Raw genomic sequence first — 24,394 nt, forward strand, 5'->3', positions numbered from 1 at the left:
CTTCGGATTAACCGATGTCACTTGCCTTTATAACTAGAGATTATTCTTTTGTTACTACATCTCGTTCAACGTCTGCAGATGCTGTTTCCTCCGGCTCTTCATCACCTGATAACGCCAGGCCGTCAGCTTGTTTTGCATCTTCTTCGTCTTCTAAATCTCTCATTTCTATTTCTTCTTCATTACCAGAAAGGATTTTGACATCCATACCTAAGCTTTGAAGTTCTTTGATTAATACTTTGAATGATTCCGGAACACCTGGTTCAGGAACGTTGTCGCCTTTAACGATGGCTTCGTATGTTTTCACACGTCCAACCACGTCATCAGATTTAACAGTCAGAATTTCTTGAAGAGTGTAAGCCGCACCGTAAGCTTCAAGTGCCCAAACCTCCATCTCACCAAAACGCTGTCCGCCAAATTGCGCTTTACCGCCAAGAGGCTGCTGCGTAACAAGTGAGTAAGGACCTGTAGAGCGCGCATGAAGTTTATCGTCAACCATGTGAGCCAATTTAATCATGTACATAATACCGACAGATACACGGTTATCAAACGGCTCTCCGCTACGCCCGTCGTAAAGAACCGTTTTGGCGTCACGAGACATTCCGGCTTCTTCAAGTGTTTCCCAAACATCCTCTTCACGCGCTCCGTCAAATACCGGTGACGCAATGTGGATGCCGAGATAACGAGCGGCCATACCCATGTGAAGCTCCAATACCTGCCCGATGTTCATACGTGATGGTACGCCCAGCGGGTTAAGCATGATATCAATTGGTGTGCCGTCAGGAAGGTAAGGCATATCCTCTTCAGGAAGAATCTTAGAGATAACACCCTTGTTACCGTGACGACCGGCCATTTTATCCCCTTCAGAAATCTTACGTTTCTGAACGATATACACACGTACCAACTGGTTAACGCCTGGAGGAAGTTCATCCCCGTCTTCACGATTGAAGACTTTAACGTCGTGGATAATTCCGCCGCCGCCGTGAGGCACACGAAGAGAAGTATCACGAACCTCGCGGGCCTTTTCACCGAAGATGGCGTGAAGCAGGCGTTCTTCAGCAGTCAGTTCAGTTACACCTTTAGGCGTTACTTTACCAACAAGAAGATCTCCGTCTTTCACTTCTGCCCCAATACGGATGATTCCGCGGTCATCAAGATTGCGAAGCGCATCTTCACCGACGTTTGGAATATCGCGAGTGATTTCTTCAGGTCCAAGTTTTGTATCGCGTGCTTCTGATTCATATTCTTCAATATGGATAGATGTATAAACATCATCCTTCACAAGGCGTTCACTCATGATGATGGCATCCTCATAGTTGTAACCATCCCAAGTCATGAAGCCAACCATTACGTTACGGCCAAGTGCAAGTTCACCAAGCTCCATAGAAGGACCGTCAGCAAGGATTTCTCCTTTTACCACTTCATCGCCGACACTTACGATCGGACGTTGATTGTAGCAAGTACCTTGGTTGGAGCGGACAAATTTCAGCATGCTGTATTTATCCAGGTTCCCTTTTACTTTTTGACCATCTACTTCTTCATAACGGCGAACCCAAACGTTCTTCGCTTCTACGCGTTCAACGATACCAGGGTGTTTACAAATAACAGCGGCACCAGAGTCTTTACCTGATACATATTCCATACCAGTTCCAACGAACGGCGCTTCCGGCTGCATCAAAGGCACAGCCTGACGTTGCATGTTCGCTCCCATGAGGGCACGGTTGGAGTCATCGTTTTCTAGGAACGGGATACATGCTGTCGCAGCAGAAACAACCTGCTTAGGTGATACATCCATGTAATCCACACGGTTTCTGGAAACAACGGTGTTCTCCCCGCGGAAACGGGCTATGATGCTGTCATCAATAAATGAGCCATCGTCATCAAGACGAGCGTTCGCCTGAGCGACAACATAGTTATCCTCTTCATCAGCAGTTAAGTAATCGATTCTGCCCGTTACCTTCCCTGTTTCAGGGTCAACACGGCGATAAGGCGTTTCGATGAAACCAAAACGGTTTACTTTTGCATAAGATGAAAGCGAGTTGATCAAACCGATGTTTGGACCCTCAGGTGTTTCAATCGGACACATACGGCCATAGTGGGAGTAGTGAACGTCACGCACTTCCATTCCGGCACGCTCACGTGTCAATCCGCCTGGTCCTAATGCTGACAGACGACGCTTATGCGTTAATTCAGCAAGCGGGTTCGTCTGGTCCATGAACTGGGAAAGCTGAGAGCTTCCAAAGAACTCTTTAATGGACGCAATAACAGGACGAATATTGATCAGTTGCTGAGGCGTAATTGTATTCGTATCTTGAATTGACATTCTCTCACGAACCACACGCTCCATCCGGCTTAACCCGATACGGAATTGGTTCTGGAGAAGTTCACCTACAGAACGCAAACGGCGGTTTCCAAGATGATCGATATCATCTGTATCGCCTACTCCGTGCAGCAGGTTGAAGAAGTAGCTGATAGAGGAAATAATATCAGCAGGCGTAATGTTTTTAATCTCTTCTTCAATGTAAGCATTGCCGATTACATTGATAACCTGTTCTCCTTCTTGGTCAGTCGGAGCATAGATTTTAATCGATTGAAGAGTTACTTCATCTTCAACAACACCGCCATTTGGATACAGCTTTCTGAAACCGATTCCGTTTTCTAAGTATGGCAGTACTTTATCAAGTGTTCTTCTATCAAGAATCTGACCTTTTTCAGCCAGGATTTCTCCTGTTTCAGGGTCAACAAGCGTTTCAGCAAGTCTCTGATTAAAGAGGCGATTCTTAATATGAAGTTTTTTATTAATTTTATAGCGTCCTACATTTGCAAGATCGTAACGTTTCGGATCAAAGAAACGCGAATCAAGCAAGCTTTTCGCATTTTCAACTGTAGGTGGCTCTCCAGGACGGAGACGTTCGTAAATTTCAAGCAAAGCTTTGTCGCTATTTTCTGTGTTATCTTTATCAAGCGTATTTCGCAGGTATTCATTTTCTCCTACGAGATCAAGAATCTCTTGATCGGAACCGAAGCCGAGAGCACGCAAAAGAACCGTAACCGGCAACTTACGTGTGCGATCAATGCGGACATAAACAACATCTTTCGCATCAGTTTCGTATTCTAACCATGCGCCACGGTTTGGAATGACAGTAGCGGTAAAACCTTTTTTACCGTTTTTGTCTACTTTACCACTGAAATATACACTTGGAGACCGAACAAGCTGGGAAACGATTACGCGTTCCGCACCGTTAATGATAAAAGTACCTGTATCTGTCATGATTGGGAAATCCCCCATGAAGACATCTTGGTCTTTTACCTCTCCAGTTTCTTTGTTAATTAAACGAACCTTCACTCTTAGCGGAGCTGAGTAAGTCACATCACGTTCTTTTGATTCCTCTACAGGATATTTAGGCTCACCTAAACTATAATCAATGAACTCAAGAGAGAGGTTACCAGTGAAATCCTCAATTGGCGATATGTCTTGAAACATCTCTCTAAGACCCTCATCAAGAAACCACTGATAAGAAGAGGTTTGAATTTCAATGAGATTTGGTAATTCTAACACTTCGCTAATGCGAGCATAGCTTCTGCGCTGGCGGTGTCGTCCATACTGAACTAGTTGACCTGTCAACTGATTCACCCCTCAAATCATGCGTATTATATGTGTAATAAGCATTTCTTCCAAAGAAAGAAAATACTTTTACAAGACAAAAGAAAAAAGGGTTTCTAATTAAGAAAACCACATCCAAAAACAAATACCGATTTTATTAGCATTTCCATACTTGTATAATTTATACATAGATATTGACAATTCATCATATCAAGCAAAATATATACATTGGCATTTTATAATATTAACATAGCTAAAATACCGAGTCAAACTTTTTTTGCTTTAATGATATAATAGCCTTTCTTTTTTTGAACGACAGAAACTTCATCAAACAGTTCCTCGAGCTTTTCAATGGCAGAAGGCGCGCCTTGCTTTTTCTGTATGACGATCCACAACTCACCTGATGTTTTTAAGTGTTCAGCGCTTTTCTCAAAGATAGCATGGACAACTTTTTTTCCGGCTCGGATTGGGGGATTTGTAAGAATAGAAGCAAATGTTTGAGCAGAATCAACGTTCGAAAACAAATCACTCTGATAAATCTTAACGTTTGTTATTCCATTTTGTTCCGCATTTTCATTTGATAGCTCTACGGCTCTCTCATTAACGTCAATCATGTGGATGGTCCGGTCTTTAAAGTCGCTGGCGAGCGATAAACCAATCGGGCCGTACCCGCAGCCAACATCCAGAATGCCGCCCTCAACTTCAGGCTCTTCAAAAGAATCAATCAGCAGGCGGGAGCCGAAATCAACTTCCTTTTTAGAAAAAACCCCGCTGTCGCTGGTAAACGTGAAATCTTTTTTACGAAGCCTAAAAGACCAGGTTTGCTTGTTGCTTTTAACTGAAGGTTTATCTGAATAATAATGCTCACTCATTATTAGAACCTCCTTTTGTAATGGCATAAAGAATGGCAAAGAAAAAGCCCGCCTCATAAAAGCGAGCTCCCCCTACAGGTAAGTGAAGATTACTTAACTTCTACAGAAGCGCCAACTTCTTCAAGTTTAGCTTTAAGCTCTTCAGCTTCTTCTTTAGCAATACCTTCTTTAAGTGGTTTTGGAGTGTTGTCAACAAGTTCTTTAGCTTCTTTCAAGCCAAGACCAGTGATTTCACGTACAACTTTGATAACTTTGATTTTTTGAGAACCTGCACCAGCAAGGATAAGGTCGAATTCGCTTTGCTCTTCAGCAGCTCCGCCTGCAGCAGCTCCACCAGCTACAGCTACAGGAGCAGCAGCAGTTACGCCAAACTCTTCTTCGATTGCTTTTACTAGGTCGTTCAATTCAAGTACAGTTGCTTCTTTAACGGAAGCAATGATTTCTTCGATATTTAAAGCCATTTGTAATTCCTCCATTTTGGTTTAATTTATGAAAAGATAATTAGATTAAGCGCCTTGTTCTTCTTTTTGTTCTGCCACAGCTTTTGCAGCAAGAGCAAAGTTGCGAACTGGAGCTTGAAGTACGCTAAGCAACATAGAAAGCAAGCCATCGCGTGATGGAAGTTCAGCAAGAGCTTTCACTTCTTCAACACTAGAAACTTTGCCTTCGATAACGCCAGCTTTAATTTCAAGAGCTTCGTGATTTTTAGCGAAGTCATTAAGAACTTTAGCCGGAGCGACAACATCTTCAGTACTGAATGCGATCGCGTTCGGTCCAGTTAAGAAATCATTCAAACCATTAAGCTCAGCTTGTTCAACCGCACGGCGAGTCATCGTATTTTTGTAAACTTTGAACTCAACGTTAGCTTCGCGAAGCTGTTTACGAAGTTCTGTTACTTCAGAAACGGTAAGTCCGCGGTAGTCAACGATGATCGTTGATTTACTTTCTTTCAGTTTAGAAGCAATTTCTTCAACAACAACTTTTTTTGTTTCAATTGCGCTGCTCATGGTTACACCTCCTGTAGATTCTTGTGTAACACTTATACCGTTAGGTGATCACGACCGAGACGACGGATTCCATATAAAAAGCCTCCATGAGACATGGAGGCTGTATATACAAGCATACGTAACGTAATAGCTGTGATAATATACACCTCGGTAGGAAAATTAAGCGGTTAGGCCCCTACTGTCTACGGTATAAATGATATTCTATTTTACAACATTTTGAATAATATCAGAATGTTGATGTCGTGTCAATATTATTTTACGTTGAAAGTTGAAGAGTCTACTTTGACACCAGGTCCCATAGTAGAAGTTACCGCAACGTTTTTCACGTAAACGCCTTTTGCTGCAGCAGGTTTAGCTTTCAGGATTGTATCGTACATTGTTGTGAAGTTCTCAACAAGTTTTTCATCCTCGAAAGAAACTTTACCGATAGGAACATGAATGTTTCCAGCTTTATCAACGCGGTATTCAACTTTACCAGCTTTGATTTCGCCGATTGCTTTTTCAACTTCGAAAGTAACTGTACCAGTTTTAGGGTTTGGCATTAAACCTTTTGGTCCAAGTACACGGCCGATTTTACCAACTTCACCCATCATGTCAGGTGTTGCTACGATTACATCAAAATCGAACCAGCCTTGTTGAATTTTGTTGATGTAGTCAGTATCGCCAACGAAATCTGCACCAGCAGCTTCAGCTTCTTTCGCTTTTTCGCCTTTTGCGAAAACGAGAACGCGCTGAGTTTTACCAGTTCCGTTTGGAAGCACAACTGCTCCACGGATTTGCTGGTCGTTTTTACGAGGGTCAACCCCAAGACGGAAAGCCACTTCAACTGTAGCGTCGAATTTAGCTGTGTTTGTTTTTTTAACGAGAGCTACTGCTTCAGAAACGTCGTAAGCTTTTGAACGATCTACAAGCTTAGCAGCTTCAGCGTACTTTTTACCTTTTTTAGCCATTTTAAAATTTCCTCCTTATGTGGTTATAGCGGAATAACCTCCCACGAATAAGGGTTGCGAACTTGTTAAAACTCGCAACCCGACAAGAAACAAATTAATCCTCGATTACAATACCCATACTGCGTGCAGTACCTTCAACCATGCGCATTGCCGCTTCAACGTCTGCTGCGTTTAAGTCAGGCATTTTCGTTTCAGCGATTTCGCGTACTTTATCGCGCTTAACGGTTGCCACTTTATTACGGTTTGGTTCACCAGAACCAGACTCAATTCCAGCCGCTTTTTTAAGCAATACAGCAGCAGGTGGAGTTTTTGTAATAAATGTAAATGAACGGTCTTCGTAAACCGAAATTTCAACAGGAATAATTAAACCAGCTTGGTCAGCTGTACGAGCGTTGAACTCCTTACAGAATCCCATGATGTTAACACCGGCTTGACCAAGTGCAGGTCCAACTGGTGGTGCTGGGTTAGCTTTTCCAGCAGGAATTTGCAATTTTACAACTTTTACTACTTTTTTAGCCACGAGACACACCTCCTTAAGTCCGTGATGTGGTAATAGGGTAAACCCTCCCACTCAAGGTTTCATTCTTTATATGAATGACGAAATATCAAGCTAGTTGCCTTGGATAAGTCCAAGACGTACCTTTGCTATATTATCATTTATATATAGCAATTTCAAGTTTTTTCACATTACAATTTATCGATTTGGGTAAATTCCAGCTCAACCGGCGTTTCCCGGCCGAACATATTAACGAAAACTTTGACCTTGCTTTTATCATAATCAATCTCTTCAATTGACCCAGTAAAGTTAGCAAAAGGTCCGTCTATTACTTTCACTGTCTCTTTCAGTTCAAAGTCAATGTCCGTTTTGCGTTCGTCCATGCCCATTCTCTTCAGAATGGTTTCTGCTTCGCCCGGAAGAAGCGCCGTAGGTTTTGAACCAGAGCCGGCAGATCCTACAAAACCAGTAACACCCGGCGTGTTGCGGACAACATACCAAGAGTCGTCTGTCATTACGATTTCAACAAGCACATAACCAGGGAATACTTTCTTTTTCACCACTTTTTTCTTGCCGTTTTTGATATCCGTTTCTTCTTCTTCAGGTACGACTACACGGAAAATTTTATCTTGCATCCCCATTGATTCAACACGTTTTTCCAAGTTGGCTTTTACTTTATTCTCATAACCAGAGTACGTGTGAACAACATACCAATTCTTTTCCATTCTCTTCAGGACTGTCCAGTCCTTCCCTCCCCGCATTTGGTTTTAGTGAATTACCATAACGCTCAAAAAATAGGCGTCAAGCCTATGATAACTTTCATTTTAAGCCACAATAAAAAACCCGCTGAACGGGTTTTGGCAAGTGATATTATGATCTATTATAGCACGTATTGCTGATCATTATTCAACTATTAAACGAATTAATTGAGAAATTCCTGTATCAAGGAGGGCAAAAAAGATAATAAAAAAGATAACTGTTGAAATCACCGTAATGGTATAACGCGTTAACTCTTTTCCTTTAGGCCAGCTTACCTTTTTCATTTCTTTCCCAACATCTTTAAAGAATCTCATAATACGCATGTAAAAGACCTCCACAATTTAAAAGCGCAAAAACTATTTTGTTTCAAGATGAGCTGTATGTGAATTGCAAGTACTGCAGTATTTCTTTACTTCTAATCGCTCAGCCGCTGATGCAGAGCTCTTCATTGTCGTATAATTACGGTTTCCGCAAGTCTTGCATGCCAAGGTAATCTTTTTTCTCATGTCATTACACCTTTTTCTAAATAGACATTAGTTCTTATCTTTAGTAACATATCACAGTCAGAAAAATACTGTCAATATAACTTAAATCCCTATCAAAAACTGATTTCCCGAATTTCCAAGTACTTCTCCAGCTTGCGTTTCACACGCTGAAGGGCATTATCGATCGATTTCACATGCCGGTTCAGTTCATCAGAAATCTCTTGGTAACTTCTCCCATCAAGATATAAGACGAGTACTTTTCTCTCTAAATCACTTAATATTTCGCCCATTTTCATTTCAATATCATCAAATTCTTCCTGGTTGATGATCATTTCCTCAGGATTTAAGGTTTTCGCTCCTGAAATGACATCAAGCAGCGTTCGGTCTGATTCTTCATCAAAAATCGGTTTATCTAATGAGACGTAGGAATTCAAAGGAATGTGTTTCTGGCGAGTAGCTGTCTTTATTGCGGTAATAATTTGGCGGGTAATACATAATTCTGCGAAAGCTTTGAATGAGGTAAGCTTGTCCTCTTTAAAGTCGCGAATAGACTTATAAAGGCCTATCATACCTTCCTGAACAATATCCTCTCTGTCCGCTCCTATTAAAAAATAGGATCTTGCTTTTGCCCGAACAAAGTTTCGGTACTTTGTAATCAAGTAATCTAACGCATCACTGTCCCCAACATGAACCTTTTCAATGACCTGCTCGTCCTCCAACTGACAAAACTGTTCTTTGTTGAATTTTCCCTTGTTGTTCTGTAGATTCACTCCGATCCCCCCGGCGCACGTAGATAGAAATATTATACAGTATTGGGCAAAAAAGCGTCAACTTAATCTAAGTCCCCCCGCCTCCACTTTTCAAACGTTTTCAAAACCTCTTCCGATAAAGCAATTTTACCCGCCGGCTTTTCAGAAGTGATTTTTCTGACCCGTCTCTCTATTCGCCTTTCAATCGCTTCTACCTCTCTCAAAAGCTCCCGGGCCGATTTCCGCAATGCCCCCTGTCCGAAAATCGCCCACTGTTCAGTATAATCAGAGGTCGCGACATGAATTTGAGTCGCGATATTATTCAACGCCTGAGCAAGCTTTTCTATCCGCTCATCAGCCGTTTCATTTTCTTTTGTAAAAATCACTTCAACTCTGTGGTTGGTCTGTTTTTTCTCAAGCCCTTTTACGAGATGCGCGTCAAAAACAACAATAACCCTGTTTCCTGTATACGATTGATATTCCGCCATTTTCTGAATCAGTACGTCTCTCGCCTCTTCAAAACTGTTCGCTTTTAAATCCTTCAGCTGCGGCCAGGCTCCAATCATGTTGTATCCGTCTACTAACAGGATATCCATAAGTCTTTATTCTCCCAGAGGGTTTCGTTTCCGATAGACTTCATACATCAAAAGACCAGCCGCTACAGATGCATTCAGTGAAGTTACCTTCCCGGCCATCGGGAGTTTAATGAGAAAATCACACTTTTCTTTAACGAGGCGGCCCATCCCTTTTCCTTCACTTCCGATAACTAAAGCCAAAGGCATATTGCCGTCCATATTGCGGTAATCCTCACGCGCAGACGCATCCGTTCCGACAACCCAGATACCCCGCTCTTTCATCTCTTCTAACGTTCGTGCCAGATTGGTGACTTTCACCACAGGGATATGCTCGATCGCGCCTGTTGATGCTTTTGCCACTGTTGTTGTCAGCCCGACAGCTCTCCGTTTTGGAATCACGATGCCATGGGCGCCGACCGCATCAGCTGTTCTCATAATGGAACCAAGATTATGAGGGTCTTCAAGTTCGTCCAAAATAAGGAAGAAAGGCTGTTCATTTTTTTCTTCGGCTGCTTTATATAAATCATCCAGTTCCGCATATTCATAAGCGGCAACCTGTGCCACTACGCCTTGATGCTGCCCTGTCACCATTTGATCGAGTTTTTTTCTCGGGACATATTGAATCGTGATTCCCTGCTTTTTCGCAAGTTCAATCACCTGCTGTGCTTGTCCCTTTACGGTGTTTTCCGCCATCCACAGCTTATACAGCTTCCGATCTGATTTTAACGTTTCGATCACTGCATTTTTTCCTATGACGTAATCATGTTGCTGACTCATTTGTTTTCCTCCCTGACGTCCCGAATTGTATAGCTTCGGCAACGAGCTGACTAAGTCTATCCTCTTTTTTCTCTAGAAAAAGGTAGCCAAGCAGCGCTTCAAATGCCGTACTGTAGCGGTACGTCTGAACATCTGTATTTTTAGGTGTCGTTCCCGACTTGGCATTTCTGCCTCTTTTCAGCACCGCTTCCTCTTCTTCCGTAAAAAATGATTGATCCTGCAGAAAGAATAGGATCTCAGCCTGTGACTTTGCCGAAACAATCCGGCTTGATTTCTTATGAAGATCATTTGGTTTGGTAAAGCCCTGCTTAAGCAGGTGATGCCTGACATACACTTCAAAAATGGCATCACCTATATAAGCAAGCGCAAGACCGTTAAGCTGCTTTGAATCTTTTATCGTCTCAAAATCAAGCATCCGACTATTCTCCCCGTTTCCAGCGAGTGCCTTGAGCCGTATCTTCAAGAATGATATTCATGCTTTTCAGCTGGTCGCGGATCTGATCTGATAATGCAAAATCGCGGTTCCGGCGCGCTTCATTTCTTTTTTCAATTAAGTCTTCAATCTCTTGATCAAGCAGTTCCTGCTCACCCAATGAAAAGCCGAGGACAGCAACAATGCGGTCAAACATCTCAACAAATGCTGTAATCACATGATCAGCCGTATGATCTTTCTGAAGATAATAATTAGCATGCTTCGCCAAGTCGAATAAAACAGAAATGGCATTCGCTGTATTAAAATCATCGTCCATCGCTTCTTCGAATGCTTTGCGGTGGTCCTCTACTTTCTCAAGCCATTGATCGTCATCTTCCGTTAAATTCGTACTGCTGTTCAGACGGTGCTTAAGGTTGCTGTACGCTGTTTTTAATCGGTTGAACGCACTTTTTGTATTCTCTAAAAGCTCTTCTGAATAGTTAATCGGATGACGATAATGAACAGATAGCATAAAAAATCTCAGAAGCTTCGGATCATGCTGTTTAATGATGTCATGCACAAGCACAAAGTTGCCTAGTGATTTTGACATTTTTTCATTATCAATATTGATATAGCCATTATGAAGCCAATACTTCGCAAATGTTTTGCCTGACAGTGCCTCAGATTGCGCGATTTCGTTTTCATGGTGTGGGAATGTTAAATCCTGACCGCCCGCATGAATATCAATTTGGTCACCCAGATACTTTTTCACCATCGCTGAGCATTCAATATGCCAGCCCGGACGCCCTTTACCCCAAGGGCTATCCCAAGAGATTTCTCCGTCTTTTGCCGCTTTCCACAGCGCAAAATCAAGAGCATCTTCTTTTTTCTCGCCGACCCGGATGCGTGCACCTGATCTCAGTTCATCAATGGATTGCTGAGAAAGCTTTCCGTACCCTTCAAATGCTCGTGTTTTGAAATAAACGTCACCTTCTGATTCATAAGCGTAGCCCTTTTTCACGAGCTGATCTACGAATTCGATAATCGCATCCATGTTTTCCATCACTCGCGGATGAAGGTCGGCTTTACGGCATCCGAGCGCACCTACATCTTCAAAGTATGCTTTAATAAAACGCTCTGAAATGGCAGGTACATCGTCACCAAGTTCATTCGCCGCTTTAATTAATTTATCGTCTACGTCTGTAAAGTTAGAAACATACTGCACATCATATCCTTTATATTCCAGATAGTTTCGAACTGTATCATAAACAATAGCAGGACGCGCGTTCCCGATGTGAATGTAATTGTAAACCGTCGGACCGCACACGTACATTTTCACTTTTCCCTCTTCAAGAGGGACGAATGTTTCCTTCTGTCTAGTCAATGTATTATAAAGAGTGATTGTCATTTTTGATTGATCCTTTCTTTTCTGTCTTCAATTTCTGCCTTCAGCTCTGAAATCTGCTCTTCCAAAAATTTAAATCGATCAGCAACCGGATCGGGTAAATCCTGATGGTTCAAATCGCGTCTTACTTTCTTGCCATTTTGTACAACGACCCGTCCAGGGATGCCGACAACTGTTGAAAAATCAGGAACATCATGCAGCACTACTGAACCGGCACCAATTTTTGAGCCTTCACCGACAGTAATTGAACCAAGCACTTTAGCACCTGTGGCTATCAATGCGTCATCTTTAATCGTTGGGTGTCTTTTTCCCTTTTCTTTCCCCGTCCCCCCGAGGGTAACCCCCTGAAAAACGGTGACGTTATTGCCGATTTCACATGTCTCCCCAATGACAACTCCCATACCGTGATCTATGAAAAATTTTCTCCCAATTGTAGCGCCGGGATGGATTTCGATCCCGGTAAAAAATCGGCTTACTTGAGATATTAGGCGTGCAAGGAAATAAAATTTTCGTTTATATAAAGCATGTGCAATCCGATGCGCCCATATAGCATGTAAACCGGAATAAGTTAAAATCACTTCAAAATAGCTTCTTGCTGCTGGATCTTGATCGAACACTGTATCAATGTCTTCTTTGAGCATTCTAAAAAACACATGCTTCCCCCCATTTCTCTCTATCTGATTTCCTCTACCCAATAAAAAAAAGCGCCTCTGCATGTTAACATGACAGAGACGCTTTAACCGCGCGGTTCCACTCTGTTTGAAAAGCAGACTTCTGCTCTCCCAACTTCAGCCTGTAACGGCGGCGGCCGCCTTTGAATACTGATTTCGAAAAATGTTCTTCAAAGGTCTTAAGGGCGCACTTCTAAAACCCGGCTCATGGATCTCTCTCAGCCAATGAAGATCCTTTCTGTAATGGCCTAAAGCTTTATACTCTTCCCTGTCAACAATCATCTATTTAGATGTTTTTAAACGCTGAATCGCAATCTCTTTACCGATCAATTCAATTGATTGCGGCAGTTCCGGACCGTGAGTCTGACCTGTTACAGCAACACGGATCGGCATAAACAGTTTTTTCCCTTTATGGCCAGTTTCTTTCTGCACTGCTTTGATCGATGCTTTGATGTTATCCGGAGTGAACTCCTCAAGCTCTTCAAGCTTCGCAGCGAATGTGCTGAGCACTTCAGGAACCTGTTCCTCTTCCAGAACAGCTTTTGCTTCTTGATTATACTCGATCTTATCCGTAAAGAACAAATCAGTCAGCTCAACAATTTCCGCACCGTAGCTTAATTGCTCATGGTAAAGGGAAATCAGTTTACGAACCCATTCTTGTTCTTCAGCAGAAAGCTCAGTACCGACTTTTCCGGCCTTTTGCAAATGCGGAAGAGTCAGTTCAACAACCTGATCAAGATCCAGCTTCTTCACATATTGGTTGTTAACCCATTTTAGCTTATGCATATCAAACAAAGCTGGTGATTTAGATAAACGGTTTACATCAAAAATGTCAATAAACTGTTCTCTTGCGAATAGCTCTTCTTCTCCAACCGGTGACCAGCCAAGCAGGCCGATAAAGTTGAACAGCGCTTCTGGCAAGTAGCCAAGCTCTTTATACTGCTCGATGAATTGAATAATGGACTCATCGCGTTTGCTGAGCTTTTTACGGCTTTCATTGACGATCAGCGTCATGTGCCCGAACCGAGGAACATCCCATCCGAATGCTTGGTAGATCATAATTTGTTTCGGTGTGTTAGAAATATGATCCTCACCGCGCAGCACATGTGTCATTTTCATTAAGTAGTCATCGATAGCTACCGCGAAGTTGTAAGTCGGCGTTCCGTCTTTTTTCACAATAACAAAGTCGCCAATGCCATCTGACTCGAAAGTAATTTCGCCTTTTACGATATCATTGAAGGCGATGACTTTTCCTTCCGGCACGCGGAAACGAATACTCGGCTTTCTGCCTTCAGCAATAAATTCCTCCTGTTCTTCCTGAGTCAGATTTCTGTGTTTGCCGGAATAGCGCGGCATTTCTCCGCGAGCAATCTGTTCTTCACGCTCTTTTTCAAGCTCTTCTTCCGTACAGTAACATTTATAAGCAAGCCCTTTTTCAAGCAGCTCTTCATAGTACACTTTATAGATATCGTTACGCTCTGACTGACGATATGGACCGTATTCACCGCCGACATCGACACTCTCATCCCAGTCAATACCAAGCCATTTCAGATAATTCAGCTGGCTTTGTTCTCCGCCCTCAATATTGCGCTTTTTATCAGTGTCCTCAACACGAATAATAAACTTACCGCCTTGGTTGCGGGCAAATAAATAATTAAAAAGCGCCGTTCTGGCATTTCCAATATGCAAATGTCCGGTTGGACTCGGTGCATAACGGACGCGTACTTCGTTTCCCATTTTCAAATACTTCCTTTCATGTCATGTATGTCCTCAGGCTAAAATGTATGAATCTATTCTACCACCAAATAGACCCGGCATCAAAACAAGTTAGCCTTTTTGTATCAGTACTGTCGCTTGAGCCGCTATTCCTTCCGCCCGGCCTGTAAATCCAAGCTTTTCTGTCGTTGTTGCTTTTACATTCACTTGAGAAACGTCTGCATCAAGCCCTTCGGCGATTCTTTTTCTCATATCTTCTATGTACGGCAGCATCTTCGGCTTCTGTGCAATGATGGTGCAGTCAATGTTTCCAAGAACATAGCCCTTCTGTTTCACGATCCCCCAGACATGCTGAAGTAATTTGAAAGAATCTGCGTCCTTGAATTCAGGATCAGTATCAGGAAAATGCTTGCCGATGTCACCTTCTCCCACAGCTCCCAGGCAGGCGTCAGCGACGGTATGCAGCAATACGTCTGCATCAGAATGGCCGAGCAGCCCTTTTTCATAAGGGATCTCAATTCCGCCAATAATCAAAGGACGGCCCTCAACTAATTGATGCACATCAAATCCTTGTCCAATTCTAAACATGTTTATTCCCACTTTCTGAGTCCATGATCGCTTCAGCTGACGTCAAGTCGTCTGGCGTCGTCAACTTAATATTTGTATACCTGCCTTCTACAACACGGACCGAAACGCCTTCCATCTCTTCAACGAGGCTGGCGTCATCCGTCCCTAAAAATCCCTTGTGCTCGGCCTCAGCGTGAGCCTTCATCAATAAAGAAAGACGAAAAGCTTGTGGTGTTTGGACAGCCCACAAGCTTGAACGTTCAATCGTCTCACTGACTTGTAAATCTTGAACGCGTTTAATCGTATCTTTTACCGGGACAGCGAGGATGGCCGCTCCTGCCTGTTCCGCTTCAGCGATCAGTTCGTCAATTTGTTCATGTTTTATAAAAGGCCGGGCACCGTCATGAACAAGGACTATTTTTTCTTGATTCACGGCCTTCAGCCCCTTATAAACACTGTGCTGACGCTCATCTCCGCCTGCAACAAGCTCAATAGCGGTTTGAAAACGATAATTGGTCAGCATTTGCTGAAAGTCCTCCCGCTCCCGCTCATTAATCACCAAAATGATTTTTTCGCACGGCCGGTGGCTGTCAAACACTTTTAACGTGTGTATGATCACCGGGTCTCCTTTCAGCTCAATGAACAGTTTATTTCTCCCTGCCTTCATCCGTTTTCCCTGTCCGGCTGCAAGAATCACCACATCATAACTCATTATTTTTTCTCCCTTTACAGCGCCTTCTCCAACAGCTTAGGCTTAGCAAAAATCATTCGTCCCGCTGCTGTCTGCAGCACACTTGTAACGAGTACATCTATATGCTTTCCGATATAATTGCGTCCTTCTTCAACGACAATCATCGTACCGTCATCCAAGTAGGCAACTCCCTGATTATGCTCTTTCCCATCCTTAATGACCTGAACATTCATTTCCTCGCCAGGAAGCACGACAGGCTTGACCGCATTGGCAAGGTCATTAATGTTTAATACTGCTACCTTCTGAAGCTCGCATACTTTATTTAAATTAAAATCATTCGTCACGACGACCCCTGATGTCAGCTTAGCGAGTTTGACGAGCTTGCTGTCAACCTCCTGAATATCTTCAAAGTCGCCTTCATAAATTTCAACTTCAATGTCTAATTCTTTCTGAATGCGATTCAGGATATCAAGACCGCGCCGCCCTCTGTTCCGTTTTAGAACATCTGAAGAGTCAGCAATATGCTGTAATTCCTCAAGAACAAACTGCGGAATCACGATAATCCCTTCTAAAAAACCAGTCTGACAAATATCTGCAATTCTCCCATCAATAATAACACTTGTGTCCAAAATTTTCAGCTTCTTGTCCTCAACCTCATGTTCTTCATCGGCTGGTCCTTTTTTCTTTTGCATTCTGGCGGAAATGGAAAACAGGCTGATCAATTCATCCTTTTTCTTAAAGCCCACCTGGAAGCCTAGATAACCGAGGAAAAAAGCTAAAAACACAGGGATGATTGTGCTGAATATGCGGTAAGGTATATTGTCTAAAGGAATAACATTTACGATAAGATAAGCAATTATAAGTCCAAAAACCAAGCCAAGACTTCCAAACAACAAATCTGGAACCGGCGCTTTTAACAATGAATCCTCTATCCACTTCATCCAGTTCACAACGTAATCTGTACCCCATATACTGATGAGAAAAAAGATAATTGCTCCTATTGCCGCAGACGTATATGCGTTTGTTATTAAAGGTATGTCCTGTATACTTAACAGTACAAACAATTCAGGTATTAAAAATATACCAACAACGCCGCCGAAAATAATGAAGAACGCCTGAACTATTCGTTTTAACATACCCCCACCTCCTTTTTAAAACATTTTATTTTCACAAGATTTTATGCATCCTACGAATATCAGAATAAACAAAAACCAACATTAATATACCCGTTTTCATAAGGTTTTAACCGAAATCACAGCTGTCTGTCTAAATAATGCTTCTCTTGCAGCCGTTTTAATCCTTTTTTAATCTTTTGGGCTCGTACTTCGCCGATTCCCTCTACTTCATCTAAATCTTCTGCACTCGCTTCAATAATCCTTGGGAGAACTCCAAATGCTTCTACAACATTTTCCACAATCGGCATAGGAAGACGAGGGATCTTATTTAACAGCCTGTATCCTCTTGCCAGTACATAATCATCAAGATTTGTAGAAGCCGGGTAACCGAGCAGTTTATAAACAATGGAATCATCCAGCAGATCATAGCTGGACATATCCTGCAGCTCTTTCAAAAGAACAAACGGGTCTTTAATTTTTTCTTTCACATAATCCTTGATAAATAAAGCCGCCTCTTCTTCCATATCCGTAATCAATTCAATGACTTGCAGTTTAATCAAATGGCCTTCTGTTCCAAGCTCTTTGATATACATGTTGATTTCGTTTTTGATTCGCAGTACCATTTCATAACGATGCATGACGGACAAGACATCACTGAAGGTAACAAGCTCCTCAAACTCTAATGCATTCAGTGCATTAATCGTTTTATCGAGGATTGTCTTATATTTTTCAAGTGTTTGAATGGCTTGGTTCGCTTTGGTTAAAATAAATCCTATGTCTTTTAGTGTATACTTCATGTTTTCTTGATATAACGTTATGACATTTCTTCTTTCAGAAATAGCGATCACGAGACAGCCAGTTTGCTTAGCTACTCTTTCGGCGGTTCTGTGCCGCATTCCTGTTTCTGATGAAGAAATTGTGGCTTCAGGCATCAGCTGTGTATTGGCGTATAGGATCTTTTGACCAGAATCACTTAAAATAATCGCCCCATCCATTTTAGCCAGCTCATATAAGTGTGCCGGAGAAAAAGCAGTGTTAATGTGGAAACCGCCATCCACAACTTCTTTTACTTTATCGTTATATCCAACAACAATCAGACCGCCTGTATTTGCTCTCAGTACATTTTCGATTCCAGCTCTGAGCGGAGTACCCGGAGCAACAAACTGCAATATAGATGACAGGTCTAACTCGTGTTTCGCCCCTTTTTTCTCTTTTTCCATCTATTATCCTCCTAATGAAGTACGAAGCGCCTCTGCAACATTTGCTACTCCGATAACCTCAATCCCTTTTGGTTTTGTCCATCCATCCAGATTTGCCGCGGGTATGATCATGCGTTTAAAACCAAGCTTAGCAGCTTCCTTCACACGCTGTTCAATTCTTGAAACCCGCCGGACTTCTCCGGTTAATCCCACTTCACCTATAAAACAATCGGCAGGATTTGGAGGTGTATCTCTAAAGCTTGACGCGATACTGATCGCAATGGCAAGGTCAATTGCCGGTTCATCAAGCTTTACGCCGCCAGCCACTTTCAAATAAGCATCCTGATTTTGCAGCAGCAGCCCAACTCTTTTTTCTAACACGGCCATTAACAGCGAAACCCTGTTATGGTCTATACCCGTTGCCATACGCCGCGGATTTCCAAAGCTTGTCGGCGAGATGAGCGCCTGGATTTCAACGAGAATCGGCCTTGTGCCTTCCATAGAGGCAGTTATACTCGAGCCTGCAGATCCCGCTGAGCGTTCTTCCAAGAAAATTTCTGAAGGATTCAATACCTCGGTGAGCCCCTCTTCGCGCATTTCAAAAATACCCATTTCGTTTGTAGAACCAAAACGGTTTTTTACAGCTCGCAAAATACGGAAGGTATGGTGACGTTCTCCTTCAAAATATAAAACAGTGTCAACCATATGCTCCAACAATCTCGGCCCTGCAATAGACCCTTCTTTTGTCACGTGTCCTACGATAAAAATCGGAATGCCTTTTGTTTTGGCGATTTTCATCAGCTCAGCCGTACATTCTCTGACCTGTGACACGCTGCCGGGAGCCGATGTGATATCGCTTTGGTAAACCGTTTGAATAGAGTCAACAACGACAAACGCTGGATTCATCTCTTGTAAAGCAGACGAAATATACTCCATATCGGTTTCAGATAAAACATGCAGCGACGGACTATTAATGCCGAGACGGTCTGCTCTAAGTTTCGTTTGTTTGACCGATTCTTCTCCCGAAATGTACAGCACACTGTTCGATGAATCTGATAATTGAGCAGAAACTTGCAGTAATAACGTTGACTTTCCGATACCGGGATCGCCGCCGATTAAAACAAGTGAGCCTTTAACGACACCTCCGCCGAGTACCCTATTAAATTCGCCAAGCTTGGTTTTGACGCGGGGTTCATCTGATGTTTCGATTGATGTAATAGGTGAAGGTTTCTGTACAGTTTGAACAGAATGAGAAAAAGCCGCTCTCCGATTGGCCGGTGCCTTTTTAATCATTTCTTCCACCATTGTATTCCAAGCACCGCAGCCCGGACATTTCCCCATCCATTTTGGAGACTCATAACCGCAGGATTGGCAGATGAATTTCGATTTTGTTTTAGCCATATATAATGTAAGACCTCTCCCTTGTTCTATTTCTTGATATGAAAGTGAGGCATACACTTACATGCTGTATGCCTCATTTTCGTCTTCTATATTAATTCGTTTTAGCAGTCGTTTTTACGACAATTTCGCCGTCTTCTACATCGAGAACGATATGCTGTCCTTTATGAATATTTCCTCTGAGGAGTTCTTCAGATAAACGGTCTTCGACATGTTTTTGGATAGCTCTTCTTAACGGACGGGCACCGTATTCCAGATCAACACCCTCTTCCGCGACTTTCGCTTTTGCAGCATCTGTCAATTCAATAGAAAGGTCCTGCTCTTTCAGGCGTTTCGTTAATTGGTCAGACATTAATGACACGATTTCAGTCAGGTGTTTTTTCTCAAGTGAATGGAAGACAATGATTTCATCAATCCGGTTGATAAACTCTGGTCTGAACGCGCGTTTCAGTTCACCCATCACTTTATCTTTCATGTCTTTATGATTTTGCGTCTCATCCTGAACGTTAAAGCCGACATATTTATTGCGTTTCAGCTCACTTGCTCCGACGTTTGATGTCATAATCAGAATCGTATTGCGGAAATCGACTGTACGTCCTTTAGAATCCGTCAAACGCCCGTCTTCAAGAACTTGCAATAGAATATTGAAGACATCTGGGTGTGCTTTCTCAATCTCATCAAGAAGCACCACAGAGTACGGTTTTCTTCTCACTTTCTCTGTTAATTGACCGCCTTCATCGTATCCCACATATCCCGGAGGTGAGCCGACAAGTCTTGAAGTCGAGTGTTTTTCCATGTATTCAGACATATCAATTCTGATCATGGCTTCTTCATCGCCGAAAATGGATTCAGCAAGTGCTCGCGCAAGCTCTGTTTTACCCACACCTGTAGGGCCTAAGAAAATGAATGAGCCGATTGGGCGTTTAGGATCTTTTAACCCTGCTCTTGCGCGTCTGACTGCTTTTGCAACAGCGACAACCGCTTCATCCTGGCCGATGACACGGGAGTGAAGAATGCTCTCCATATTGAGAAGCTTATCTGTTTCGGTTTGAGCGATTTTAGATACTGGAACACCAGTCCAGCTAGATACAACCATCGCAATATCATCAACAGTAACCTCTGAGTTTTCCTGCCCTTGCTTCTCTTTCCATGATTTTTTTGTATCCTCTACTTGCTCGCGCAAGCGCTGCTCAGTGTCGCGCAAGGAGGCCGCTTTTTCAAACTCTTGGCTCTGCACCGCCGCATCCTTCTCTTTACGAACCTCATCAAGCTTCTGTTCAAGCTCTTTTAAGTTAGGAGGCGTTGTAAAAGAGCGCAGTCTAACCTTTGAACCTGCTTCATCAATCAAGTCAATTGCTTTATCCGGAAGGAAACGGTCAGAAATATATCTGTCAGAAAGCTTAACCGCAGCTTCAATGGCATCATCTGTGATAGAAACACGGTGGTGGGCTTCGTATCTGTCACGCAAACCTTGTAAAATTTGAATGCTTTCATCTGCAGATGGCTGATCAACCTGGATTGGCTGAAAACGACGTTCCAATGCTGCATCTTTTTCAATATATTTACGGTACTCATCAAGAGTAGTCGCTCCAATACATTGAAGTTCACCGCGAGCAAGTGAAGGTTTTAAAATATTAGATGCGTCAATGGCACCTTCTGCTCCGCCCGCTCCGATTAAGGTATGGAGCTCATCGATGAATAGAATGATGTTTCCTGCCTGGCGAATTTCATCCATGACTTTTTTCAGGCGATCCTCAAATTCACCGCGGTATTTAGTGCCGGCAACAACTGTTCCCATGTCTAATGTCATCACGCGTTTATCGCGTAAGATTTCGGGAACTTCGTTATTAATAATTTGCTGTGCCAAACCTTCTGCGATTGCGGTTTTACCTACACCTGGTTCACCAATAAGAACAGGGTTGTTTTTCGTTCTTCGGCTTAACACTTCGATTACACGCTGAATTTCCTTGCTTCTGCCGATTACAGGGTCTAGGCTGTCTTCCTTCGCAATAGCAGTTAAGTCTCTTGCCAAGCTGTCAAGCGTAGGCGTATTCGCATTGCTGTTTGTTCCTGTCGCTGAAGATCCTGTTTCATTGCTTCCGAGAAGCTGGAGCACTTGCTGTCTTGCTTTATTTAAGCTGACGCCGAGGTTATTTAGAACTCTTGCAGCAACACCTTCACCTTCGCGAATCAGACCAAGAAGAATATGTTCTGTTCCAACATAAGAATGACCTAGTTTTCTAGCCTCATCCATTGAAAGCTCAATGACTTTTTTAGCTCTTGGAGTGTAATGAATCGTTTGAGACATTTCCTGCCCGCGACCGATCAAACTTTCAACTTCTTTTTGAATTTTATCTGAACCAAGTCCAAGCGCTTGTAGAGCTTTAGCGGCAATCCCTTCTCCTTCTCGTACCAGTCCTAATAAAATATGCTCAGTGCCAATGTTATTATGACCTAAACGAAGTGCTTCTTCCTGTGCAAGCGCCAGTACTTTTTGAGCTCGTTCTGTAAATCTTCCAAACATCATATCGATTCATCCTCCTGTCTTTTCCCATTCATTTCTAAGTGAAGCCGTTCTCTGATGAGAGCCGCTCTTCGAATGTCCCTTTCGTTCGGACGCAAAGCTCCTCCCGAGTACTGCTGTAAAAATCCTGGCTGTGTCAAAATCATTAGTTCATTAAGTATGTTGCTTGAAAGTCCTTTAATAATGCCTAGATCTATGCCTAACCGGACATCCGAAAGGCACTTCGCAGTCTCTTTCGACTCTATCATCCGACAATTGGACAAGACCCCGTAAGATCGATACACCCGATCCTCAAGTTCTATCTTAGAGGTTTGATAAAGCGCTTCTCGGGCAGATCGTTCTTGTTCAATCAGCTGGGCAGCAACACTGTTAAGGTCATCTACAATATCCTGCTCTGGCTTACCAAGCGTGATCTGATTTGAAATTTGAAAGATATTCCCTACTGCTTCGCTGCCTTCCCCATAAATTCCTCTAACAACTAAGCCTAATTGATTAATTGCCGGTATAATTCGATTTATTTGCCTAGTTAAAACCAATGCCGGCAGATGCATCATGACTGAAGCCCTTAAACCCGTACCTACATTTGTAGGACAGCTGGTTAAGTATCCTCTTTGCTCATTGAATGCATAATCAACTTTTTCTTCAATCCAGTCGTCGACCTGGTTTGCGGCTTTCATTGCTTCTAAAAGCTGAAATCCAGGAAAAAGACACTGTATTCTAATGTGATCCTCTTCATTTATCATGACGCTTACTTCCTCATTTTCAGAAAGCAAACATCCTCCAAAAGGGGATTCTGTCAGATTCGGACTGATGAGATGTTTTTCCACTAATACACGCTTTTCTAAAGACTGTGCATCATGCATTCTGATCAAAACGAATTTGCCGATTTCGGGAATTTCTTGTCCTGAAAACTGATCTTCAAACTGCTGTATGATGGATGAGGCTTCTTCATTGGAATACCGCGTAGGGAACCTTATATGTTCAAAGTTCCTTGCTAAACGTATGCGGCTGCTGAGTACAATGTCACTTTCAGGTCCTTTCTGCTTCATCCAACTGCTTAGTGCATCCTGAATAAAATGCTTTAGCGACATTACCCCTGTTCCTCCTCACTATCTGTACTTTTGAGTGATTGCTCTAATGAACGAATTTGATCTCTCACATGAGCTGCGTTTTCAAATTCTTCTTGATGAATTAAGGATTCTAATTCTTTTTTGAGCATGTCAATCTGCCGTCTGACATGGAGATTGCCGCCTATACGTTTCGGTATTTTTCCAGCATGCACAGTGTTTCCGCTGTGCACTTTACGTAAGATAGGTGTAATGTTGCTACGAAACGTTTTATAACATTCAGAACATCCAAAACGACCAATTTTTCTAAATTGCTGAAAGGTCATTCCACATTTCGGACAAGCAGATATTTGCTCCGATTGACTGAACATTTGAGTTCCTGCTTTTTGGAATGAAGAATCCATGTTCAGCAAACCCGAAAGTAAATTATGAATAGAGAAACCGTGATTTGCACTTATACCATATGAATCACTATTTTCTTTGGCACATTGTTCACAAATATGAACTTCTTTTTTCTCTCCGTTATCAACCTTTGTAAAGTGAAAAGTGGCTGGTCTCTCGTGGCACTCTTGACAAATCAATCTTTTCACCCGCTTATTTTAATTTTAAAGAAGTCAGCATAGCCTTCATCATTCTTGCTCTTAATTCATCACGTTCAGGCAAGTCAATGTATAAAACCGAGCGGTCCATCACGCTGACCATCATTTTTGCTTCTCTTTCTGAAATCACCTTGTCTTCTAATAGCCTTATAATAATGTCATCAGAGGCTGCTTGAGACAAATGGGTATTAATTTGAGAAATAATATTATTGATCAGGACAACTTCACTATTCATTTTAATTTTAATAATTCTGATGTAACCGCCGCCCCCGCGTTTGCTCTCAACAATATAACCTCTCTCGCTTGTAAATCTGGTGTTGATGACATAATTTATTTGGGAAGGAACGCATTGAAATTTATCTGCAATTTCGCTTCGTTTAATCTCTAAAATTTCCTTGCCATTTTGATCTAACACTCGTTTTAAATATTGTTCAATGATGTCAGAAATATTATGTCCCACTCAACCCCCTCCTTTACTGACTTTGACTATATTTGACTTTAATCTTACTATAAGGCGTTTCTCGAGAATTTTCAACTTTCTCGCTCTATCCTTTATTATTTCCACTTTCTCGGCCCATAAAACCTGATCACCGATTTAAAATTCAGTGTAAAGTTATTATATTATACAATAAAAGAAATTTTATGATACCAACAAACCAGAATACAAAAAAGAGCAGCTCATATGAGCTGCTCTTTTTTCGATTGCTTGGCGGCGTCCTACTCTCACAGGGGGAAACCCCCGACTACCATCGGCGCTGA

25 protein-coding genes and 2 other annotated features are annotated in these 24,394 nt (G+C 42.4%); all 25 genes read right to left on the bottom strand.

Features of this window, described 5'->3' with window-relative positions; translation table 11 throughout:
• Window positions 1-40: 40 nt before the first annotated feature.
• Window positions 41-3,622 (bottom strand): DNA-directed RNA polymerase subunit beta, encoded by a 3,582-nt coding sequence (rpoB, locus tag V6D41_RS20290; RefSeq protein ID WP_333519459.1) that lies wholly within the window; start codon window positions 3,620-3,622, stop codon window positions 41-43.
• A gap of 245 nt (window positions 3,623-3,867) precedes the next feature.
• On the bottom strand, window positions 3,868-4,473 hold the full coding sequence (locus V6D41_RS20295; RefSeq protein ID WP_253268769.1) for a class I SAM-dependent methyltransferase: 606 nt from the start codon (window positions 4,471-4,473) through the stop codon (window positions 3,868-3,870).
• A gap of 89 nt (window positions 4,474-4,562) precedes the next feature.
• Window positions 4,563-4,934, bottom strand: a complete 372-nt coding sequence (rplL, locus tag V6D41_RS20300; RefSeq protein ID WP_003156436.1) for a 50S ribosomal protein L7/L12 — start codon at window positions 4,932-4,934, stop codon at window positions 4,563-4,565.
• A gap of 45 nt (window positions 4,935-4,979) precedes the next feature.
• Window positions 4,980-5,480 carry a 50S ribosomal protein L10 gene (rplJ, locus tag V6D41_RS20305; RefSeq protein ID WP_087991682.1) on the bottom strand — a complete coding sequence of 167 codons (501 nt, stop codon included), beginning with the start codon at window positions 5,478-5,480 and terminating at the stop codon, window positions 4,980-4,982.
• A 65-nt stretch (window positions 5,481-5,545) separates the two neighbouring features.
• Window positions 5,546-5,686, bottom strand: a sequence feature (ribosomal protein L10 leader region).
• A gap of 45 nt (window positions 5,687-5,731) precedes the next feature.
• Window positions 5,732-6,430, bottom strand: coding sequence for a 50S ribosomal protein L1 (gene rplA / locus V6D41_RS20310; RefSeq protein ID WP_010327718.1), 699 nt, complete (start codon window positions 6,428-6,430; stop codon window positions 5,732-5,734).
• 94 nt (window positions 6,431-6,524) lie between these two features.
• On the bottom strand, window positions 6,525-6,950 hold the full coding sequence (gene rplK, locus V6D41_RS20315) for a 50S ribosomal protein L11 (protein WP_003156430.1): 426 nt from the start codon (window positions 6,948-6,950) through the stop codon (window positions 6,525-6,527).
• A gap of 167 nt (window positions 6,951-7,117) precedes the next feature.
• Complete coding sequence (gene nusG, locus V6D41_RS20320; protein WP_010332761.1) at window positions 7,118-7,651, bottom strand: transcription termination/antitermination protein NusG; 534 nt, start codon at window positions 7,649-7,651, stop codon at window positions 7,118-7,120.
• Between the two features lie 177 nt (window positions 7,652-7,828).
• Window positions 7,829-8,008, bottom strand: coding sequence for a preprotein translocase subunit SecE (gene secE, locus V6D41_RS20325; RefSeq protein ID WP_010327716.1), 180 nt, complete (start codon window positions 8,006-8,008; stop codon window positions 7,829-7,831).
• A gap of 33 nt (window positions 8,009-8,041) precedes the next feature.
• Window positions 8,042-8,191, bottom strand: coding sequence for a 50S ribosomal protein L33 (rpmG, locus tag V6D41_RS20330; RefSeq protein ID WP_003156421.1), 150 nt, complete (start codon window positions 8,189-8,191; stop codon window positions 8,042-8,044).
• A 92-nt stretch (window positions 8,192-8,283) separates the two neighbouring features.
• Window positions 8,284-8,940 carry an RNA polymerase sporulation sigma factor SigH gene (gene sigH, locus V6D41_RS20335; RefSeq protein ID WP_087991681.1) on the bottom strand — a complete coding sequence of 219 codons (657 nt, stop codon included), beginning with the start codon at window positions 8,938-8,940 and terminating at the stop codon, window positions 8,284-8,286.
• 62 nt (window positions 8,941-9,002) lie between these two features.
• Complete coding sequence (rae1, locus tag V6D41_RS20340) at window positions 9,003-9,515, bottom strand: ribosome-dependent mRNA decay endonuclease Rae1/YacP (RefSeq protein WP_003225756.1); 513 nt, start codon at window positions 9,513-9,515, stop codon at window positions 9,003-9,005.
• Between the two features lie 6 nt (window positions 9,516-9,521).
• Window positions 9,522-10,271 (bottom strand): 23S rRNA (guanosine(2251)-2'-O)-methyltransferase RlmB, encoded by a 750-nt coding sequence (gene rlmB / locus V6D41_RS20345; protein ID WP_333519460.1) that lies wholly within the window; start codon window positions 10,269-10,271, stop codon window positions 9,522-9,524.
• Entirely contained in the window at window positions 10,255-10,686 is a 432-nt protein-coding gene (locus tag V6D41_RS20350) for a mini-ribonuclease 3 (protein ID WP_087991680.1), read from the bottom strand. The genes rlmB and V6D41_RS20350 overlap by 17 nt, the downstream gene beginning before the upstream one ends.
• Window positions 10,687-10,690: 4 nt before the next feature.
• Window positions 10,691-12,091 carry a cysteine--tRNA ligase gene (gene cysS / locus V6D41_RS20355; RefSeq protein WP_333519461.1) on the bottom strand — a complete coding sequence of 467 codons (1,401 nt, stop codon included), beginning with the start codon at window positions 12,089-12,091 and terminating at the stop codon, window positions 10,691-10,693.
• Window positions 12,088-12,741, bottom strand: coding sequence for a serine O-acetyltransferase (cysE, locus tag V6D41_RS20360; RefSeq protein WP_333519462.1), 654 nt, complete (start codon window positions 12,739-12,741; stop codon window positions 12,088-12,090). The genes cysS and cysE overlap by 4 nt, the downstream gene beginning before the upstream one ends.
• Before the next feature lie 71 nt (window positions 12,742-12,812).
• Window positions 12,813-13,043: a binding site (T-box leader), on the bottom strand.
• Window positions 13,042-14,496: a glutamate--tRNA ligase gene (gene gltX / locus V6D41_RS20365; protein ID WP_333519463.1), complete on the bottom strand. Its 1,455-nt coding sequence runs from the start codon at window positions 14,494-14,496 to the stop codon at window positions 13,042-13,044. Its footprint overlaps the feature before it by 2 nt.
• Window positions 14,497-14,586: 90 nt before the next feature.
• Entirely contained in the window at window positions 14,587-15,063 is a 477-nt protein-coding gene (gene ispF / locus V6D41_RS20370; RefSeq protein ID WP_075747661.1) for a 2-C-methyl-D-erythritol 2,4-cyclodiphosphate synthase, read from the bottom strand.
• Window positions 15,056-15,754, bottom strand: coding sequence for a 2-C-methyl-D-erythritol 4-phosphate cytidylyltransferase (gene ispD, locus V6D41_RS20375; RefSeq protein WP_148964439.1), 699 nt, complete (start codon window positions 15,752-15,754; stop codon window positions 15,056-15,058). Before ispD ends, ispF begins: the two co-directional genes overlap by 8 nt.
• A gap of 14 nt (window positions 15,755-15,768) precedes the next feature.
• Window positions 15,769-16,869, bottom strand: a complete 1,101-nt coding sequence (locus V6D41_RS20380; RefSeq protein ID WP_087991675.1) for a PIN/TRAM domain-containing protein — start codon at window positions 16,867-16,869, stop codon at window positions 15,769-15,771.
• Window positions 16,870-16,985: 116 nt separating this feature from the next.
• Complete coding sequence (disA, locus tag V6D41_RS20385) at window positions 16,986-18,068, bottom strand: DNA integrity scanning diadenylate cyclase DisA (RefSeq protein WP_087991674.1); 1,083 nt, start codon at window positions 18,066-18,068, stop codon at window positions 16,986-16,988.
• Between the two features lie 3 nt (window positions 18,069-18,071).
• Window positions 18,072-19,448: a DNA repair protein RadA gene (radA, locus tag V6D41_RS20390; RefSeq protein ID WP_333519464.1), complete on the bottom strand. Its 1,377-nt coding sequence runs from the start codon at window positions 19,446-19,448 to the stop codon at window positions 18,072-18,074.
• Between the two features lie 91 nt (window positions 19,449-19,539).
• The gene (gene clpC / locus V6D41_RS20395) at window positions 19,540-21,972 is read right to left on the bottom strand and encodes an ATP-dependent protease ATP-binding subunit ClpC (protein WP_087991672.1); all 2,433 of its coding nucleotides are present in this window, start codon (window positions 21,970-21,972) and stop codon (window positions 19,540-19,542) included.
• Complete coding sequence (locus tag V6D41_RS20400; RefSeq protein WP_087991671.1) at window positions 21,969-23,060, bottom strand: protein arginine kinase; 1,092 nt, start codon at window positions 23,058-23,060, stop codon at window positions 21,969-21,971. Before V6D41_RS20400 ends, clpC begins: the two co-directional genes overlap by 4 nt.
• Window positions 23,060-23,617, bottom strand: a complete 558-nt coding sequence (mcsA, locus tag V6D41_RS20405; RefSeq protein ID WP_087991670.1) for a protein-arginine kinase activator protein McsA — start codon at window positions 23,615-23,617, stop codon at window positions 23,060-23,062. The genes V6D41_RS20400 and mcsA overlap by 1 nt, the downstream gene beginning before the upstream one ends.
• A 13-nt stretch (window positions 23,618-23,630) precedes the next feature.
• A complete protein-coding gene (gene ctsR / locus V6D41_RS20410) occupies window positions 23,631-24,095 on the bottom strand; it encodes a transcriptional regulator CtsR (protein ID WP_087991669.1) in 465 nt (154 codons plus the stop codon).
• Between the last annotated feature and the right edge of the window lie 299 nt (window positions 24,096-24,394).

The organism is Bacillus sp. 0102A (assembly GCF_036765155.1).
In the GTDB taxonomy this organism is placed as follows: Bacteria; Bacillota; Bacilli; order Bacillales; family Bacillaceae; genus Bacillus; species Bacillus subtilis_G.